This window comes from Peribacillus deserti, from assembly GCF_002863585.1.
Taxonomy (GTDB): Bacteria; Bacillota; Bacilli; order Bacillales; family DSM-1321; genus Paraperibacillus; species Paraperibacillus deserti_A.
This window is the reverse complement of record NZ_PGUY01000009.1, coordinates 1-18,970: the sequence shown is the minus strand read 5'-3', so window position 1 is coordinate 18,970 and position 18,970 is coordinate 1. Positions and strand designations below refer to the sequence as shown.

Annotated in this window: 19 protein-coding genes and 1 other annotated feature; all 19 genes read right to left on the bottom strand. The window is 42.0% G+C overall.

From position 1 onward, the window contains the following. Positions 1–132: 132 nt before the first annotated feature. Positions 133–666 (bottom strand): transcription termination/antitermination protein NusG, encoded by a 534-nt coding sequence (gene nusG, locus CUU66_RS02975; protein WP_101640198.1) that lies wholly within the window; start codon positions 664–666, stop codon positions 133–135. 273 nt (positions 667–939) lie between these two features. After that, complete coding sequence (gene secE, locus CUU66_RS02970; protein ID WP_101640197.1) at positions 940–1,122, bottom strand: preprotein translocase subunit SecE; 183 nt, start codon at positions 1,120–1,122, stop codon at positions 940–942. A 53-nt stretch (positions 1,123–1,175) separates the two neighbouring features. Continuing rightward, complete coding sequence (rpmG, locus tag CUU66_RS02965) at positions 1,176–1,325, bottom strand: 50S ribosomal protein L33 (RefSeq protein ID WP_101640196.1); 150 nt, start codon at positions 1,323–1,325, stop codon at positions 1,176–1,178. Between the two features lie 634 nt (positions 1,326–1,959). Next, a complete protein-coding gene (gene sigH, locus CUU66_RS02960) occupies positions 1,960–2,610 on the bottom strand; it encodes an RNA polymerase sporulation sigma factor SigH (RefSeq protein ID WP_257967882.1) in 651 nt (216 codons plus the stop codon). Between the two features lie 68 nt (positions 2,611–2,678). Beyond that, the gene (locus CUU66_RS02955) at positions 2,679–3,188 is read right to left on the bottom strand and encodes an NYN domain-containing protein (RefSeq protein WP_101640195.1); all 510 of its coding nucleotides are present in this window, start codon (positions 3,186–3,188) and stop codon (positions 2,679–2,681) included. A 4-nt stretch (positions 3,189–3,192) separates the two neighbouring features. After that, the gene (rlmB, locus tag CUU66_RS02950; RefSeq protein WP_101640194.1) at positions 3,193–3,936 is read right to left on the bottom strand and encodes a 23S rRNA (guanosine(2251)-2'-O)-methyltransferase RlmB; all 744 of its coding nucleotides are present in this window, start codon (positions 3,934–3,936) and stop codon (positions 3,193–3,195) included. Beyond that, positions 3,929–4,360: a Mini-ribonuclease 3 gene (locus tag CUU66_RS02945; RefSeq protein WP_101640193.1), complete on the bottom strand. Its 432-nt coding sequence runs from the start codon at positions 4,358–4,360 to the stop codon at positions 3,929–3,931. The genes rlmB and CUU66_RS02945 overlap by 8 nt, the downstream gene beginning before the upstream one ends. 2 nt (positions 4,361–4,362) lie before the next feature. Next, entirely contained in the window at positions 4,363–5,760 is a 1,398-nt protein-coding gene (gene cysS, locus CUU66_RS02940) for a cysteine--tRNA ligase (RefSeq protein WP_101640192.1), read from the bottom strand. Continuing rightward, a complete protein-coding gene (gene cysE, locus CUU66_RS02935; RefSeq protein ID WP_101640191.1) occupies positions 5,741–6,409 on the bottom strand; it encodes a serine O-acetyltransferase in 669 nt (222 codons plus the stop codon). The genes cysS and cysE overlap by 20 nt, the downstream gene beginning before the upstream one ends. A gap of 75 nt (positions 6,410–6,484) precedes the next feature. Then, positions 6,485–6,725 (bottom strand) — a binding site (T-box leader). A gap of 40 nt (positions 6,726–6,765) precedes the next feature. Continuing rightward, complete coding sequence (gltX, locus tag CUU66_RS02930; protein WP_101640190.1) at positions 6,766–8,223, bottom strand: glutamate--tRNA ligase; 1,458 nt, start codon at positions 8,221–8,223, stop codon at positions 6,766–6,768. Positions 8,224–8,246: 23 nt separating this feature from the next. Continuing rightward, the gene (gene ispF, locus CUU66_RS02925) at positions 8,247–8,726 is read right to left on the bottom strand and encodes a 2-C-methyl-D-erythritol 2,4-cyclodiphosphate synthase (RefSeq protein WP_101640189.1); all 480 of its coding nucleotides are present in this window, start codon (positions 8,724–8,726) and stop codon (positions 8,247–8,249) included. 29 nt (positions 8,727–8,755) lie between these two features. Then, positions 8,756–9,439 carry a 2-C-methyl-D-erythritol 4-phosphate cytidylyltransferase gene (ispD, locus tag CUU66_RS02920; RefSeq protein ID WP_101640188.1) on the bottom strand — a complete coding sequence of 228 codons (684 nt, stop codon included), beginning with the start codon at positions 9,437–9,439 and terminating at the stop codon, positions 8,756–8,758. A gap of 18 nt (positions 9,440–9,457) precedes the next feature. Then, the gene (locus tag CUU66_RS02915) at positions 9,458–10,546 is read right to left on the bottom strand and encodes a PIN/TRAM domain-containing protein (RefSeq protein ID WP_101640187.1); all 1,089 of its coding nucleotides are present in this window, start codon (positions 10,544–10,546) and stop codon (positions 9,458–9,460) included. A 195-nt stretch (positions 10,547–10,741) separates the two neighbouring features. Next, complete coding sequence (disA, locus tag CUU66_RS02910; protein WP_101640186.1) at positions 10,742–11,815, bottom strand: DNA integrity scanning diadenylate cyclase DisA; 1,074 nt, start codon at positions 11,813–11,815, stop codon at positions 10,742–10,744. A gap of 2 nt (positions 11,816–11,817) precedes the next feature. After that, entirely contained in the window at positions 11,818–13,206 is a 1,389-nt protein-coding gene (gene radA, locus CUU66_RS02905; RefSeq protein ID WP_101640185.1) for a DNA repair protein RadA, read from the bottom strand. Between the two features lie 192 nt (positions 13,207–13,398). After that, positions 13,399–15,840 (bottom strand): ATP-dependent protease ATP-binding subunit ClpC, encoded by a 2,442-nt coding sequence (gene clpC / locus CUU66_RS02900; RefSeq protein WP_101640184.1) that lies wholly within the window; start codon positions 15,838–15,840, stop codon positions 13,399–13,401. A gap of 17 nt (positions 15,841–15,857) precedes the next feature. Then, entirely contained in the window at positions 15,858–16,931 is a 1,074-nt protein-coding gene (locus tag CUU66_RS02895) for a protein arginine kinase (RefSeq protein ID WP_101640183.1), read from the bottom strand. Beyond that, positions 16,928–17,476: a UvrB/UvrC motif-containing protein gene (locus tag CUU66_RS02890; protein WP_101640182.1), complete on the bottom strand. Its 549-nt coding sequence runs from the start codon at positions 17,474–17,476 to the stop codon at positions 16,928–16,930. The genes CUU66_RS02895 and CUU66_RS02890 overlap by 4 nt, the downstream gene beginning before the upstream one ends. 27 nt (positions 17,477–17,503) lie before the next feature. Continuing rightward, positions 17,504–17,965, bottom strand: a complete 462-nt coding sequence (locus CUU66_RS02885) for a CtsR family transcriptional regulator (RefSeq protein ID WP_101640181.1) — start codon at positions 17,963–17,965, stop codon at positions 17,504–17,506. Positions 17,966–18,970: the final 1,005 nt, after the last annotated feature.

Here is an 18,970-nt window from a genome sequence, read left to right as displayed (position 1 = left end):
AACCCTCCCACTCATCTGGATTCTTTATATTATAAATAAAGAATTATCTAAATAGTTCAGGGCTCACGAATGAGACATACTGACCTTTGAAATATTACCACTTTTTCAAAATGATTTCAAGTTTATTTTGGTTTATATTTTTTCCACCTGGTCAAAATCCAGTTCTACTGGCGTATCCCGGCCGAACATATTAACCAGAACCTTGATTTTAGATTTATCCTTATCGATCTCTTCAATGGAACCGACAAAGGTCGCAAACGGGCCTTCTGTAACCTGAACCTTTTCTCCAAGAGTAAAGTCCACGTCCACTTTTTTCTCATCCATGCCCATATGTTTGAGGATGTTCACCACTTCTTCCGGAAGAAGCGGGGTTGGTTTTGACCCAGATCCGGCAGAACCGACAAATCCAGTTACTCCTGGCGTATTTCTCACTACATACCATGAATCATCAGTCATGATGATCTCAACAAGGACATAACCTGGAAATACCTTTTTCTTAACTGTTTTTTTCTTGCCGTCCTTGATACTTGTTTCTTCTTCTTCAGGAACGACTACCCGGAATATCTTATCTTGCATTGCCATTGTCTCTACACGCTTCTCGAGATTGGCTTTTACTTTATTTTCGTAGCCCGAATAAGTGTGGACCACATACCAGTTCTTTTCCATTGCTTAGGACTTAATGTCCTTTCCCTCCCTACAGGAAATAGTTTTGCATTTATGCAGACGGTCTGAAACAGCTGATCTGCCTCAGTAAATAAGACACGCCATCTTCACCTAAAGGCGCAGCTTCCTGCGTCAGGGCAGGCTGCTGCTGCAGGATATAACACCAATAGCTTTCAAAGCACGATGCTTAAAAAAAACCAAATTAAAAAACCCGTTCCCGGGCTTTTTTTTCAGACACTATTAATTTATCACCATTATACCATTATTTGCGATTAATTATTCAAGTATTAAACGAATTAACTTTGAAATACCTAAGTCTATTACGGCAAAGAAAACGGCCATAAACACAATTGTTGTCAAAACAGTGATTGTATATGATGTAAGCTCTTTTTTCTTTGGCCAGCTTACTTTTTTCATTTCGCGAACTACGCCGCGAAAAAACTCAGATATGCGCTGCATAAATGTAACCTCCACCCCGGGTAAAATGACTGGTATCTATGTCTGTGAATTCATTACTTCGTCTCTTTGTGAAGTGCGTGCTTATTGCAGGTACTGCAGAACTTATTAATCTCTAATCGTTCTTCATTGGAATTTTTATTACTTTCTGTGGCATAGTTTCTTGAGCCGCAAACAGTACAGGATAAAACTACTTTTCTTCTCATAAATAAGTACATCCTTTATCATTATACACTTTAAAAACTGTATCATGGCTCCCTTTTTATGTCAATACCCTCAAAAGCGGAAGAGCCTCGTTCAGCCCCGACCAGCATAAGGCGATCAGGCCGTGAGAAGCGGGCTTTCTTCTCATGGACTGATTGACTTATGACCTCGAGGGGCTAGGCTCTGCAGCTGGACGCAGATACCCCATAAAAGTGAAGGAGCCTTGAACAGAGGACGAACGGCTAAAAGCGCCACGTCCTGTGGCAACGCCGTTCTGACCCACATCCTGTGGGCCTCCGATAAAGAAGACAGAAGCCTAGTCGCACTTATGCTCCAGCCAAGCATAAGGCGAGCAGGCTGTGAGAAGCGCTTTTCCTTCTCATGGACTGATTGACTTATGACTCGAGGGGCTAAGCTCTGCAGCTGGACGCAGATCCATCTTAACAGTCCTATGGATCCGCCTAGAATACATGCCGCCTAACCAGTTGGAAGATTACCAGGGTCTCTTTACCTAAAAAGGGTCTTATACAGCTTCACAAAACATTGGTTCTTCAGAATACGTTAGGATAATAAAATAGGAAAGTCCGAAAAATAAGAGGATTATGGATTGATACTATAGAATAATGAGAGTGGGGATCACTGAGTAATTTCCCTGATTTCTAAATAACGCTCCAGCTTTCTTTTTACCCGCTGAAGAGCATTGTCGATTGATTTAACATGGCGGTTAAGCTCTTCTGAAATTTCCTGATAGGACTGCCCGTCCAGATAAAGGGAGAGGACACGTCTTTCCAGATCACTTAGAAGTTCCGCCATTTTGGTTTCGATATCATCATATTCTTCTTGATTAATAATTAATTCTTCCGGATCCATAACCTTTGTGCCCGAAATCACATCCATAAGGGTTCGGTCGGATTCCTCATCATATATCGGCTTGTCCAGTGATACATAGGAATTTAACGGAATATGCTTCTGCCGCGTTGCAGTCTTAATCGCAGTTATGATTTGCCTGGTGATGCATAACTCTGCGAAAGCTTTAAATGAAGTCAGCTTGTCTTCTCTAAAATCACGTATAGATTTAAAGAGGCCAATCATCCCTTCTTGAACAATATCTTCTTTATCCGCGCCTATCAGGAAATAGGTCCTAGCTTTGGCTCGTACAAAATTACGATATTTGTGGATAATAAAATCCAGCGCTTCACTATCCCCTTTATGTACAAGCTCTACTAATACCTCATCTTCCATTTGCTCAAAATCATGATTATGCTTTACTTCGAAGTTCGCAATCACTCAAATCCCCCCGATCGCACACGTAGATAAAGCTATTATACAGGAGGAAAATTTTGGCCGTCAATAATTCAGAAGCTGCCTCTGCGCCACTTTTCGAAAATTTCTGCCATTTCACTGCTAAGCTGGATTTTGGAAGCGGGTTTTTTACCAGACGTTTTGACTATTTTCTTTTCTATTTCTTTGTCAATATGCTCTACTTCATTAAACAATTCCCTGGCTGATATTCTAAGTGCCCCTTGTCCAAAAATGGCCCATTGTTCTGTCGCATCGGAAGTAGCGACATGAATCTGCGTTTTTATGTTATTCAGTTCTATTGCTAGTTTCTCAATCCGTTCATCAGCCGACTCATTTTCCCTGGTGAAGATCACTTCTACTTTATAATCTTTGTACTTCTTCTCAGTTCCCTGCACGAAATGAGCATCAAAAACAACAATTACACGGAATCCGCTGAAAGCCTGATATTCTGCCATCTTTTGTATCAGACTGTCTCTTGCGGCGGAAAGGTCCCGATTCCTAAGGGAGCGCAGCTGAGGCCAGGCACCAATGATGTTGTAGCCATCAACCAGAAGAATGTCCATAGCTTCAATCTCCTAATGGCTGCCGCTTGCGGTATACCTCATACATCAATAATCCGGCAGCTACAGATGCGTTCAAGGAAGTTACTTTCCCTGCCATTGGCAAATGGAATAGAAAATCACATTTTTCCTTGATCAGCCGGCCCATCCCTTTGCCTTCACTTCCAATTACAATGGCTAAAGGCATGTTTCCGTCCATCCTGCGGTAATCCTGCTTTGCTTTTGCATCAGTCCCGGCAATCCAGACTCCGCGTTCTTTCAGTTCCTCTATAGCTCTGGACAGATTAGTCACCCGTGCAACTGGAATATATTCGATCGCTCCAGTAGAAGCTTTCGCTACCGTTGCAGTCAGTCCGACGGCCCTCCGTTTTGGAATGATAATACCATGAACCCCAGACGAATCAGCTGTTCTCATGATAGAGCCTAAATTATGGGGGTCTTCTATTTCATCCAATATTAAGAAGAAGGGTTCCTCATTCTTCTCCTCCGCATTCTTAAATAAATCGTCAATCTCTGCATAATCATAGGCAGCGACCTGAGCGATGACTCCTTGATGATTTCCGTCAGACATCTGGTCGATTTTCTTCCTTGGTACAATCTGTACCATGATGTTGGCTTCTTTAGCCATCCCTATAATGGGCTGCATGGACCCTTTTTGAGCTCCTTCTGCAATCCAGATCTTATTGATCTCTCTATTAGACCTTAATGCCTCCTGAACTGGATTTCTACCGATGATAAATTCTTCACTCATTGTTTTTTCCTCCTTTCTCAGATTCTAGATACAGAATAGTCTCTCCAATAATTTCTTCCATCCTGGTTATTTCTTCACTTAGAAACAAATAACCGATCAGGGCTTCAAAAGCTGTACTATATCTATAGGTTTGGACATCTGTATTTTTAGGCACAGTTCCTGACTTAGCGTTTCTGCCTCGTTTAACTACAGACTGCTCCTCTTCAGTTAACAAACCACTATCCATAAAATAATGAATCGCCTTGCTTTGAGCCTTTGCTGACACAAAACTTGTAGATTCCTTATGAAGGAGATGAGGTCTGATCCCCCCTTTTTGAAGGAGATGATGCCGTACGTATGTTTCAAATACGGCATCGCCCATATAGGCCAGAGCTAAGCTGTTGAGCAAATTGACTTTTATTTGATGTTCGTACTGCGGCTTCATGCTTATCCTCGTTTCCATCGCGTTCCTTGTGCGGTATCCTCTAGAATGATATTCCTGTCTTTTAAACGGTCTCTAATTTCATCAGACAATGCAAAGTTGCGGTCTTTGCGCGCTTGGTTACGCTGCTCAATCAGCTCTTCTATCTCTTGATCCAGCAGGTCCTGTTCTTCCAAGATCAGCCCAAGGATGCCAAATAGTGTTTCAAATTCTTTAATGAAAGCTTCGATGACAGGTCTGTCTGTATTCTTTTCAAGCAGGTAATAATTCGCTTGCTTCGAAAGCTCAAACAGTATAGAAATAGCATTTGCTGTATTAAAATCATCATCCATCTCTTTTTCAAAGTCCTGGTGGATAGACGATACTTTTTGAAGCCATTCTTCACTGTTTTCTGTTAAGCCCGTACTTGATCCTAGACGGTGCTTTAAGTTCTGGTATGAAGTTTTAAGTCGGTTTAAGCCTGCTTCTAAGTTCTCTAACAGCTCTTCACTATAATTGATCGGATGACGGTAATGGACTGACAGCATGAAAAATCTAATTAATCCCGGGTCATGATTTTTGAGGATGTCATGAACCGTAATGAAATTCCCTAGAGATTTAGACATTTTTTCATTATCTATATTAATATATCCGTTATGCATCCAATATTTCGAAAAGATCTTTCCTGTTAACGCCTCGGATTGGGCAATTTCATTTTCATGATGTGGAAACGCCAGGTCCTGCCCACCTGCATGGATATCAATTGTATCCCCAAGGTATTTTTTTGCCATCGCAGAACATTCAATATGCCAGCCTGGTCTTCCTTTTCCCCAGGGGCTTTTCCAAAAGATTTCTCCTTCTTTAGCGGCTTTCCATAGAGCAAAATCAAGAGAATCCTGTTTCTTCTCACCCACTTCAATCCGGCTGCCAAGACGAAGTTCATCTATAGACTGGTGTGAAAGCTTGCCATAACCTTCAAATTTTCGGGTCCTGTAATATACATCCCCTTCAGATTCATAGGCAAACCCTTTGTTGATTAAAGCCTGAATAAAATCAATAATGATATCCATGTTTTCCATAACACGGGGATGAACATCCGCTCTTTTGCAGCCCAATGCACCTACATCTTCAAAATACGCCTCAATAAAGCGGTCAGCGATTACAGGTACTTCTTCGCCTAACTCATTAGCTGCCTTGATGAGCTTATCATCTACATCAGTAAAATTTGAAACAAAATTCACTTCGTAGCCGCGGTATTCCAGATAACGGCGCACTGCATCAAATACGATCGCAGGACGGGCATTTCCTATATGAATATAATTATATACGGTAGGTCCGCATACATACATCTTTACCTTTCCTTCTTCTAATGGTGTAAACTCCTCTTTTTGTCTCGACAGAGTATTATAAATTTGAATGCTCACGAATGAGGCTCCTTTCGTTTTCCATTTTCTTTAGTTCCCCTTTAAGAAATTGAATTTCTTCTTCAAGAGTTCTTAAACGGTCATTAACAGGATCCGGAAGGTTGCAGTGGTCCAGATCCTTCTTCACTCTCACACCATTCTGAATGACGACTCTTCCCGGTATGCCGACTACAGTGGAGTTCGGAGGAACATCCCGAAGTACAACTGAACCTCCGCCAACCTTAGAATTTTGGCCAATGACTATGGAGCCCAGCACTTTGGCGCCGGTAGATATCAACACATTATCGTGAATGGTTGGGTGGCGCTTCCCCTTTTCCTTGCCTGTACCACCAAGCGTGACTCCCTGGAAGATGGTGACATTATCGCCGATCTCACAGGTTTCCCCAATTACAACTCCCATTCCATGGTCGATAAAGAATCTTCGGCCTATTTTTGCGCCAGGATGTATTTCAATTCCGGTGAAAAAACGGCTTATTTGAGATATGGTTCTTGCAATAAAAAACCACTTTCTTTTATAAAAAGCGTGGGCAGCCCTGTGCGCCCATATAGCATGCAAACCGGAATAGGTTAAAATAACCTCTAAGTAGCTGCGAGCAGCTGGGTCCTGGTCAAACACAACCTCAATATCTTCTTTTAGATTCTTAAACATGCTATGCCGCCTCCATTCTTCCCAAGGTTTTTTGTCCTGTCTTTTTATTTATAAAAAAAACGCCTCTGTCATAATGACAGAGACGCTGTTCCTCGCGCGGTTCCACTCTGCTTGAAAAGGCCGCATTCAGCCCTTTCCTGCTTTAAGCCTTTTAACGGCTGGCCAGCCGCCTTGCATACTAAACGTCTATGACGCAGTTTCTGCGAAGGGCTCGAGGGTGCATTTCAAAAAACGGAGAGGCTTAAACCACTTTCAGCCGGTGATGGTTCTCTCTAAAAAGCTTCGTTTTTTTACTTCTCCCTGTCTACGCACTTTTTTATAATTACTTACTACTATATTACAATATACTGAAAATGTTAATTCAAAATATCCTGAAGACGCTGCTTTATTTTATCTTTTCCTAATAATTCAATAGCCTGAGGCAGATCCGGCCCGTGTGTCTGTCCCGTAACAGCCGCACGAATCGGCATAAATAGTTTTTTTCCTTTATGACCGGTTGCTTTCTGAACAGCTTTCATAGCTGCCTTAATCTCGTCTGCTTTAAAATTCTCGAGTGCTTCTACCTCATGAAGAAAAGCAGTGAGGACCTCAGGAACCTGTTCTTCTGCTAGGACAGCCTGGCTTTCACTATCAAACTCCACTCGGTCTGTGAAGAATAACTCGGATAATTCTACAATTTCAGCTCCATAGCTCATTTTCTCCAAAAACAAACTAATTAATCCATGAAGCCAGACTTTTCCTTCATCCGTTAAATGTTCCGGCATGCGCCCAGCCTTGACGAGGTGAGGAAAACAAAGTTCAACTGCCTCAGCTAGATCCAGCTTCTTCATATATTGATTGTTCATCCACAATAGCTTTTGCTTATCAAATAATGCAGGCGATTTGGAAAGCCTGTTTTCATCAAAGCCCTGAATAAACGCATCTTTTGACAGAATTTCTTCCTCTCCAACTGGTGACCAGCCTAACAGAGCAATGAAGTTGAATAGAGCTTCAGGCAGATACCCAAGTTCCTCGTACTGTTCGATAAATTGAATAATCGTTTCGTCACGCTTGCTCAGTTTCTTGCGGCTTTCATTTACGATTAAAGTCATATGGCCAAAAATTGGCGGTTCCCAGCCTAAAGCTTCATAAATCATCAGCTGTTTTGGCGTATTTGATATATGATCATCCCCTCTTAACACATGGGAAATCTTCATTAGATAGTCGTCCACGGTAACGGCAAAATTATAGGTTGGTGTCCCATCCTTTTTCACTATGACCTGATCGCTCATCCCCTCTGATTCAAAGGAAACTTCACCTTTTACCATATCATCGAAGGTGAACACTTTACCTTCAGGAACAGCAAAACGGATGCTTGGCTCGCGGCCTTCGGCTTCGAGCTTAGCCCGTTCCTCATCTGTTAAATGGCGGCACTTTCTGGAATAGACAGGTGTTTCATTCCTAGCCATCTGCTCTTCACGTTCAGCAGCAAGTTCTTCTTCTGAACAATAGCACTTATAGGCTAAGTCCTTTTCCAGTAATTCAGTATAATATTTTTTATAAATATCGTTTCTTTCGGATTGGCGGTACGGTCCATATTCTCCACCGACATCAACACTTTCATCCCAATCCATTCCCAGCCATTTTAAATATTTTAGCTGGCTTTGCTCTCCACCCTCGATATTCCTTTTCTTATCCGTATCTTCTATGCGGATGATAAACTTTCCGCCTTTATTCCTTGCAAACAGGTAATTGAAAAGTGCTGTACGTGCGTTTCCTATATGTAAATTACCCGTTGGGCTTGGTGCATAACGAACGCGGATTTCTTTATTCATAGCTGTTCCTCCATGCGTAATATTTAGTTATTTTTAATCAAGAGTATGACCGCCTGAGAAGCAATGCCCTCGCCGCGCCCAGTGAAGCCTAATTGTTCAGTCGTTGTCGCTTTAACATTGACTTGGCTTTCTTCACCTTCGAGAAGCTCAGCAATTCTTGCTCTCATATCGCCTATATAAGGTGCCATTTTGGGCTTTTGTGCAATGATTGTACAATCTATATTTCCTAAAGAATAGCCTTTTTGCTTAACAAGTTCCCATGTCTGCTGTAAAAGAACGGCAGAATCCGCATCTTTAAATTTTGCGGACGTATCAGGAAAGTGCCTGCCAATATCGCCTTCTCCAATTGCACCCAGGCAGGCATCTGCTATGGTATGCAGCAAAACATCTGCGTCAGAGTGCCCCAGAAGGCCCTTTTCATAAGGAATCGTGATCCCGCCTAAAATCAACGGCCTTCCCTCGACAAGCTGATGTACGTCAAACCCTTGTCCCACACGAAACATCTTAGTGACTCCTTTATTATAAATTTAGTCTATTTATTTTTACGTATAATAGCCTCGGCAAAGAAAATATCTTCTGGGGTCGTGATTTTTATATTATCATAATTTCCCTCAATCACCGATACCTCTAAGCCCATATTTTCAATTAAGCTTGCTTCGTCTGTACCAAGCAGGCCGCTTTCACGAGCTTTTCTATGAGCCTCTTTTAACAGGGAAATACGAAAAGCCTGTGGGGTTTGCACTGCCCACAAGCTGGATCGTTCTACGGTCTCCAGAACCGAGTTATCCTTTACCTTTTTAATCGTATCTTTTACCGGTACAGCAAGAATACCACTGCCCCGTTCCGCTGCAGCCTTAACAAGCTCCGCAATGAGATTTCGCTGAATAAAAGGGCGGGCTCCGTCATGGACAAGAACAATCGCTTCCTGTTTCTCTATAGCTTGCAAACCGTTGTAGACACTATCCTGCCGCTCCGCTCCGCCCGATATAAGCTCAATTGGTTTCTGGAAGGAATACTCTTCTATAAGCCTCTCAAACTCGGCCTTCTCATTGATATTGATAGGAAGGATGATCCTCCTGCATGCCGGATCTCCATCAAAGACTCTCAAGGTATAGACAATCAGCGGTATATCAAAAAGTGTTAAAAAAAGCTTGTTTTTACCAGCCTTCATTCTAGTTCCCCTGCCAGCCGCAGGGATAATGACTTCATAAAACATAAAATTTTCTCCCCTGTATTACAGCGCCTTCTCAAGCATCTTTGGCTTCGCAAAGATCATTCTTCCGGCAGAAGTCTGGAGTACACTTGTTACCATCACATCGATTCGTTTACCTATATAATTGCGGCCATCTTCCACCACAATCATAGTCCCGTCATCCAAATAGGCTACTCCCTGGTTCTGCTCTTTTCCATCCTTGATCACCTGGATATTCATTTCCTCGCCAGGCAGGACCACCGGTTTCACCGCATTTGCCAGATCATTAATATTTAATACTGCCACTTTCTGCAGTTCACATACTTTATTTAAGTTGAAATCATTGGTAACAACCACACCATTTGTAAGCTTGGCCAATTTTACAAGCTTGCTGTCCACTTCCTGGATCTCTTCAAAGTCACCTTCATAAATTTCAACTTTAATGGCCAGTTCCTTTTGGATCCTATTTAAGATATCAAGTCCGCGTCGACCCCGGTTCCTTTTCAAAGCATCTGAAGAATCGGCAATATGCTGCAGCTCTTCGAGAACAAATTGCGGGATTACGATAGTCCCTTCAAGGAAACCAGTCTGACAGATATCCGCTATTCTGCCATCGATAATAACACTTGTATCAAGTATTTTAAGCTGATTTTTCTCATTCTCAGCCTCTTCCTCAATATCAGAGCCTTTTTTCTTGTTGGTTTTACTGAATAAACCCGAAAGCTCATCACGCTTCTTAAAGCCCACCTGAAATCCAAGGTAGCCAAATAACAATGTTAATAGAATAGGGGCAACAGTATTAATGATCGGCACTTCAATGGCATTTAACGCAAATCCTATCAAAAAGGCAAGCAAGAGCCCAACAAGCAATCCCAAACTTCCAAAGATAATATCGGTTATTGGGGCTTTGACTAGTGTCTCTTCAAACCATTTAATAAAATTCACCACATGATCGATTGCCTTAAAAGTAATAAAATAAAATATAATTGCACCTATTATTGCAGTAACATAAGGGTTGTTAATATACGTGATATCTGAAGCATGTAAAACCGCCATTAATTCAGGAATTAAGAAAATCCCCAATGTGCCGCCTGTTATAAGGAAACAAGCCTGAACTATTCTTTTTAACATCCCTTCACCTCCCTTACTCATTATAATCAAATATCCTAAATCAAAACCTATGAAGGCATATTTTATAGATTTTTTTACTTTATAGAAGCAGGAATACGAAGCCCGGCTTTCGTAATTCTTAGGTTAGCACCCGCCATTTCCCGTGTCAAATAATTAAAGCCTAATATTTTAGCATAGTTGTGCTAATGATTCAAACTAGATTTTTCTTTCTGAAAAATGCTGTTCCTTTATCGACCTCAGACCTTCTTTAATCTTTTTGGCCCTGACTTCTCCTATTCCTTCTACATCATCCAGATCGGCTACAGAAGCATTAATGATGTTTGCCAGCGTTTTAAATTGTGTAACCAAATTCTCAATAATCAATAGCGGAAGTCTTGGGATCTTATGCAGGAGGCGGTAGCCCCTTGGATAGATGCTCTCTTCTATAGGCGTATACCCCATATAGCCTAGGAGCTTCATAATCATTCCATCTTCGACGATTTCAAGATTGGAGAATTCCTGCAGACGGACAAGTATTTCTTTTGAAGAGGCACTCTTATCGTAAATATAATCCTGGATAATCAGAAATGCTTCATTTTCGAGATCAGTCAGCAGTTCGTTCATCTGGAGCCTAATCAATCGCCCTTCTGTCCCCAGTTCATTTAAATACGAAATCAGTTCCCCCTTAATGCGCAGCACCATAATAAAACGGTGCATGACCTGCAATACATCCCCATAGGTTACAGACTCTTCGAATTCTAATAATCCTAAGTGTGTAATACTCTGCCTCAGAACCGCTTTATATTTTTCCAGCGTCTGGATCGCCTGGTTGGCTTTTGTTAAGATGACGGCCATGTCCTTTAAGGCATATCGAAAGTTCCCCTGATAGAGAGTGATCACATTACGCCGCTGTGAGATGGCAATGACTAATGCCTTTGTTTCTTTGGCTACCCTTTCTGCGGTACGGTGCCGCATTCCTGTTTCACTTGAAGGGATAGAGGAGTCTGGAGCAAGCTGGGCATTCGCTAATATAATGCGGTCAGCTTTCTCATTTAAAATAATGGCTCCATCCATTTTTGCCAATTCATACAGATAGCTTGAAGAAAAGGGGCATTCAATATGAAACCCGCCGTCGACAATGGTACGGACTTTCTCATTATAGCCGACGACAATCAGTCCGCCTGTGTTTGCCCTCAGGACATTATCAATGCCTTCTCTTAGAGGAGCACCAGGGGCGACCATACGCAAAATCTCTGTTTTCGTCTTATCAAGGGACCTTTTTTCGCTCATATTTACCCTCCTATTGCGTATTGAAGTGCTTCCGCCACAGTTGAAACACCCACTAATTCAATTCCTTTCGGTACGCTCCAGCCGCCTAAATTATTGGCAGGAAGAATGATCCTTTCAAAGCCTAGTTTCGCTGCCTCCTGTACTCGTTGTTCAATCCTTGAAACACGCCGCACCTCCCCAGTCAGACCCACCTCTCCAATCAGACAGTCTGTTTGTCGTGTTGGTTTATCTCTAAAGCTGGATGCAATGCTTACGGCAATCGCCAGATCTATGGCTGGTTCATCCAGCTTGATTCCTCCTGCGATCTTTAGATATGCATCCTGATTTTGCAGCAGCATCCCTACTCTTTTTTCTAACACAGCCATAAGGAGTGAGATCCGGTTGTGATCCGTTCCAGTAGCCATCCTGCGGGGCGTACCAAAGCTTGTTGGCGAGATGAGTGCCTGGATTTCAACTAAAACGGGCCTGGTACCTTCCATGGAGGCAACTACTGTAGAACCTGATGCACCTTGTGAGCGTTCTTCAAGAAAAATTTCAGAGGGGTTTTCAACCTCTTCCAGTCCGTTTTCTTTCATTTCGAAAATGCCCATTTCATTTGTAGAGCCAAAACGGTTTTTTACCGCCCTTACAATCCGGTAAGTGTGATGCCTCTCCCCTTCAAAATAAAGTACTGTATCTACCATATGCTCAAGCAGGCGCGGTCCTGCAATCGATCCTTCCTTCGTTACATGGCCCACAATAAAAATAGCGATTCCGTTTGTTTTGGCGATACGCATCAATTCAGCCGTACACTCTCTCACCTGTGATACACTTCCAGGGGCTGACGTGACCTCAGATTGAAATACAGTCTGAATGGAATCAATGATCACAAGGTCAGGTGCTACCTCCTTTATGGCCTGGCCGATATAATCCATATCAGTTTCTGAATACACAAACAGATTATCCGAAGTAACCCCAAGACGCTCTGAACGGAGCTTTGTCTGCTTGACAGATTCCTCTCCGGAAATATAAAGAACTTTTTTCTGTTTATTGGCAAGCTGTGATGAAACCTGCAATAATAATGTTGACTTTCCGATACCCGGATCTCCGCCGATCAATACAAGGGAGCCCTGAACAATGCCGCCGCCAAGAACACGGTTTAGTTCCACTAAATCTGTCGCTATTCTAGGTTCCTGTATCGTGGCAATGGACGTGATTGGGGCAGCCTTCTGGCGTTCACCGGAGAAATGTACGGCTTCCGTATTAGCAAATGCACCTCTTCTGCCCGGCTTAACGATCTCCACTTCCTCAACCATCTTGTTCCATTCGCCGCATCCAGGACATTTCCCCATCCATTTAGCCGACTCGTAGCCGCATGAACCACATATAAATTTCGTTTTTTTCTTCGCCATACCTGTTCCTCTCAAATCTATTTCTATAATTGTTTTTTTATATAAAAAGAAACATTTTTATCTCTACTTATAAACATATTAACCTTCTTATAAGTTTAATCCTTCTTTAATTTGCAATCAAATTTTGACATTATATGAACTTAGTTCTATGACAAAACAAAACGGGTACACGAACTGTGTACCCGCACAAGTTTATTTATTTACTGGAGTTTTATCAACAGGTCTTGCAATAAGCTCTCCATCCTGAACATCAATTAGTACATGCTGGCCTTTTTCGACATTGCCTTTTAAAAGTTCTTCAGAAAGGTGGTCTTCAATATGCTTCTGTATGGCTCTGCGCAGCGGTCTTGCCCCATATTCCGGATCATAGCCTTCTTGAGTGATCTTATCTTTTGCCGCATCAGATAATTCTAGATGAATGTCCTGTTCTTTTAAGCGTTTGACTAAGGCATCGGACATAAGTGTCACGATTTCTTTTAAGTGTGCCTTTTCCAACGCATGGAAAACGATGATTTCATCAATACGGTTTAAGAATTCAGGACGGAATGCCTTTTTAAGCTCCTCCATCACTTTACCCTTCATGTCTTTATAATCCTGCTTTTCATCCTGTATGTTAAAACCGACAAATTTGTTTCTCTTCAATGTGTCAGCACCAACATTGGACGTCATAATCAATATCGTATTGCGGAAATCTACTGTACGTCCTTTAGAATCTGTCAGCCTTCCGTCTTCAAGCACTTGAAGAAGAATGTTAAACACATCCGGATGTGCTTTCTCAATTTCATCAAGGAGAACTACAGAGTAAGGCTTACGGCGTACTTTTTCTGTCAGCTGCCCGCCTTCCTCATATCCTACATACCCTGGAGGTGAACCTACTAGACGGGAAGTGGAGTGCTTCTCCATATATTCAGACATATCGATGCGGATCATGGCGTCCTCATCACCAAAAATGGATTCGGCTAAAGCTCTGGCAAGCTCGGTTTTTCCGACGCCTGTAGGGCCGAGGAAGATAAAGGATCCAATCGGACGCTTAGGATCTTTCAGGCCTGCACGGGCACGGCGGACAGCTTTTGCTACTGCAATGACCGCTTCCTCCTGACCGATGACACGTGAATGAAGGATCTGCTCCATATTCAGAAGCTTATCAGACTCTGTTTGCGCAAGCCTTGTAACAGGAACTCCAGTCCAGCTGGATACAACATTGGCTATATCATCAACTGTAACCTCTGAGTTTTCTTTGCCCTGTTTTTCTTTCCAGGTTTTCTTTGTATCTTCAAGCTGTTCTCTAATACGCTGCTCTGTATCTCTTAAGGATGCAGCTTTTTCAAACTCCTGGCTTTGGACAGCGGCATCTTTTTCTTTACGGACCTCATCCAATTTTACTTCTAGCTCTTTTAAATTTGGCGGTGTCGTATAAGAACGCAGTCTTACTTTTGAACCGGCTTCGTCAATTAAATCTATGGCTTTATCCGGCAGGAACCGGTCAGAGATATAGCGGTCAGACAATTTTACAGCAGCCTCGATGGCCTCATCGGTAATGGAAACACGGTGATGCGCTTCATAACGATCACGAAGACCATGTAAAATTTGGATGGATTCTGCTGCTGTCGGCTCGTCAACCTGAATCGGCTGGAATCGGCGCTCTAATGCAGCATCCTTTTCAATATATTTCCTGTATTCATCTAGCGTTGTAGCGCCAATACACTGAAGCTCACCGCGGGCAAGGGATGGTTTTAAAATATTTGAAGCGTCGATAGCTCCTTCTGCACCGCCAGCGCCGATTAAGGTATGAAGCTCATCGATAAACAGAATAATATTTCCTGCCTGACGGATTTCATCCATTACCTTCTTCAAGCGGTCTTCAAATTCGCCGCGATACTTGGTTCCCGCTACTACTGTTCCCATATCAAGAGTCATCACGCGCTTGTCACGTAAAATTTCAGGAACCTCATTGTTCACAATCTGCTGGGCCAATCCTTCGGCAATGGCTGTTTTACCTACCCCAGGTTCACCAATGAGCACTGGATTATTTTTAGTCCTGCGGCTTAACACTTCAATTACACGCGTAATTTCCTTGCTTCTTCCGATGACCGGATCCAAAGTACCTTCGCGTGCTATCGCAGTAAGGTCACGGGCAAGGCTATCCAAAGTCGGCGTACTCGCAGCACTTGATGAACCGCCCTGATGGCCGCCGCTTTCATTGCTGCCAAGAAGCTGAAGTACTTGCTGGCGGGCTTTATTTAAACTTACACCAAGATTATTTAGTACTCTGGCTGCTACTCCTTCTCCTTCTCGGATTAATCCAAGCAGCACATGTTCAGTCCCTACATAGGAATGGCCTAATTTTCTGGCTTCATCCATGGACAATTCGATCACTTTTTTAGCTCTAGGAGTATAGTGGATGGACTGTGCAGTGTCCTGCCCTCTCCCGATAAGGTTTTCAACTTCTTTCTGGATCTTATCTGCACCCAATCCAAGAGCGTAAAGAGCTTTTGCCGCGATCCCTTCACCTTCTCTTATCAATCCAAGTAGAATATGCTCTGTCCCGATATTATTATGACCTAAACGAATAGCTTCTTCCTGTGCTAAAGCTAATACTTTTTGAGCCCTCTCAGTAAATCGTCCAAACATCATGGCACATTTCCTCCTTGCTAATCTCTATTTTCTTCCAACATCAGTCTTTCTCGAATTAATGCAGCTCTTCTAATATCTCTCTCATCAGGATTTAAAGGACCTCCTGCATACTGCTGAAGAAATCCAGGCTGAGTGAGAATCATTAATTCATTTAAAATGGTCTTTGGTATATCTTTTATATAACCAAGGTCGATCCCAAGCCTTAAATCGGATAAACACTTGGCTGCTTCCTTTGTTTCAATCACTCTGGCATTCGCAAGAATACCATAAGATCTAAATACCCTATCTTCTAATTGTATGTCAGAGGTTTCGACTAATGCTTCTCTAGCTGACCTTTCTCGATCAATTATCTGTTCTACAACACTCAGCAAATCTTCCACAATATCTTCCTCGGACTTCCCAAGGGTTATCTGATTTGATATTTGAAAGATATTCCCGAGCGCTTCACTGCCTTCTCCATAGATCCCTCTTACAACAAGGCCTAATTGGTTGATCGCTGGAATAATCCGATTAATCTGCCGTGTCAGGACTAAACCCGGCAGATGCATCATTACAGATGCCCGGAGCCCAGTTCCTACATTGGTTGGACAGCTGGTTAAGTATCCTCTTTCTTCATCAAAAGCATATACACCTTTATCCTCAATCCAATCATCAACCTGCCCTGCCATAACCAGCGCTTCTTTAAGCTGAAGCCCCGGATATAAACATTGAATGCGGATATGGTCCTCTTCGTTAATCATTACGCTTACTTCCTCGTTATTTGACAGAAGAACAGCTCCGAATGGAGCATTTTCAGCAAGATTGGGGCTGACTAAATGTTTTTCAACCAGGACTCTTTTTTCTATGGGCTTTAAATCATTCATGGTCAGCAATTCTAAGCTGCAGGTATTAGAAACTGGAAGGCTGCTCAGATCATTTTTGGCCCATTGAATGATTGCTTCCGCTTCATCCCTGGAAAAGATGATGGGAAATTTGTATTCTCTTAAATTTCTTGCAAGGCGAACCCTTGAACTCAGTACAATATCTGAATCAGGACCCTCCTCGCTCATCCAGGAACTTACCGCATTTTTTAAAAAACGCTCGAGGCTCATGTCTGCCCGCCTCCCTCTTGACTATTGTTCATTTCCTTTTCAAGAGCGCGAATTTCATCGCGAATATTAGCTGCACTCTCAAATTCTTCCTGATCAATTGAGCTCTTTAAATCCTGTTTAAGTTCTTCAATTCGCTTTTTTAACGAAATATTCCCGCCGGCTTTTTTAGGTATCTTACCGGTATGGACAATATTGCCGCTGTGAAGCCTTTTTAACACAGGCACCAAATGATTCTTGAAGGTAGAATAGCATTCAGAGCATCCGAACCTTCCGATTTCCACAAACTGCTGATAAATCATATGACATTTTGGACATCTCAGCTCTTCCCTATGAGCGACCGAATTATGAGACTGCTGAAAAGCAACCCCATTCAAAAGTCCGCCTAATAGATCATTTATAGAAAAGCCTGCATAACCATTAAATAACGACTTATTGCCCTTCTCTTGAGCACATGTCTCACAAAGATGCACCTCTGTCTTCTTACCATTCACTACATTTGTATAATGAAGGGTAGCGGGCCTTTCATGGCATTTCTCACAAATCATTCACACATCTCCCTTATTTAGTCCCTTTTATTTATACATCAATGTTTTCAGGACCGCCCGGAGCATACGTGCTCTTAATTCGTCACGTTCCGGCAGATCAATATATAATACAGAACGGTCAAGTACACTTAACATAATTTTGGCTTCTCTTACAGTTATAATCTCTTCCTCTGCAAGCCTTCCAATAATATGTTCCGCATTTGCCTGTGTAACCCTGTCTTTTATCATGGAAAGAATCTGGTCTATGAGATCTGCTGCATCTCTAAGCTGCACCTTCATAATCCTGATATAGCCTCCGCCGCCCCTCTTACTTTCGACTATATAACCGCGTTCTACCGTAAAACGTGTATTAATAACATAATTTATCTGGGAGGGCACACATTGAAATTTATCAGCTATCTCACTGCGCTTTATCTCCACTATTTCCCGTTCACTTAAATGCAGGACCTCTTTTAAATAACTTTCAATAATGTCTGAGATATTTTTCATAAAACCCCCTCCATCTGACTTTGACTATATTTGACTTTAATTATACATATATTGCCCTATTATCTCAACTTTTTATAACTTCCGCTCTGCTGTATACCTATATAAGTTTATACGACCATTTTAGCCATAGTTTTATGTATTTATTATCGATTGTGTTACTTTTTTTGTATAAAGGATTATTACCCATAACTGGATAGGTAAAAACATGTGAAAGTGTAAGCAGAGTATTTTTATCTTTAGTATGGGGGTGTGCTGATTGGGGAGCATGAAGGAAGGTTCCGTAGAGTGCAGATTTGGCAGGGATAACATTGGTATCCATTATGTAAAATGGTACGGTCCCATATAGGGGCTCACTGGATCATGCAGGAATTAGGTTTTTAGGGCAAGAGCTGCATAAACCTTTGACGATAAGCATAAAGCCATTCGGATCAGCGTATATCGAACTTAATCAGCATATAATGAACTTGATCAGCATATGAGCTATAAAATAAGCATACTCATTGCCCAGATAAGCATAAAACGACTAAACATAAGCATAAATCTCAAAAACCTAAGCATAAATCGTTAAAACCTAAGCATAAAACATCAAAACACAAGCATAAAACTTTCCACATCTAGTCGGCTTATACGTTTATAGCTTTTCCCCGTTAAAATTTCACCATATTGGCCTTCTTTTTCTCAAATATGCCGCAGGGATGACCTAATTTTATCTGTTATTTCAAAAAAAAGTTAAAAATTAAACGTTTGAATGTGAATAAATGGATTCCAATCCGACACTGGAATTCGAGCAATAAGGCTCAATATAGGACTATTAATAAAAGAAAGTCCATCAACCACATTCTCCCTCAGCATTCAGGGGATAGTAGTTCTGGTCTCTTTGTTTTTCAACCGGGTTCGCTTTATCTTTATTAATCATTCTATTTTTCACCTTCGGTTTAAAAACACAAAAAAAGACCAGCTATCACAGCTGATCTTCGTTCTGCCTGGCAGCGTCCTACTCTCACA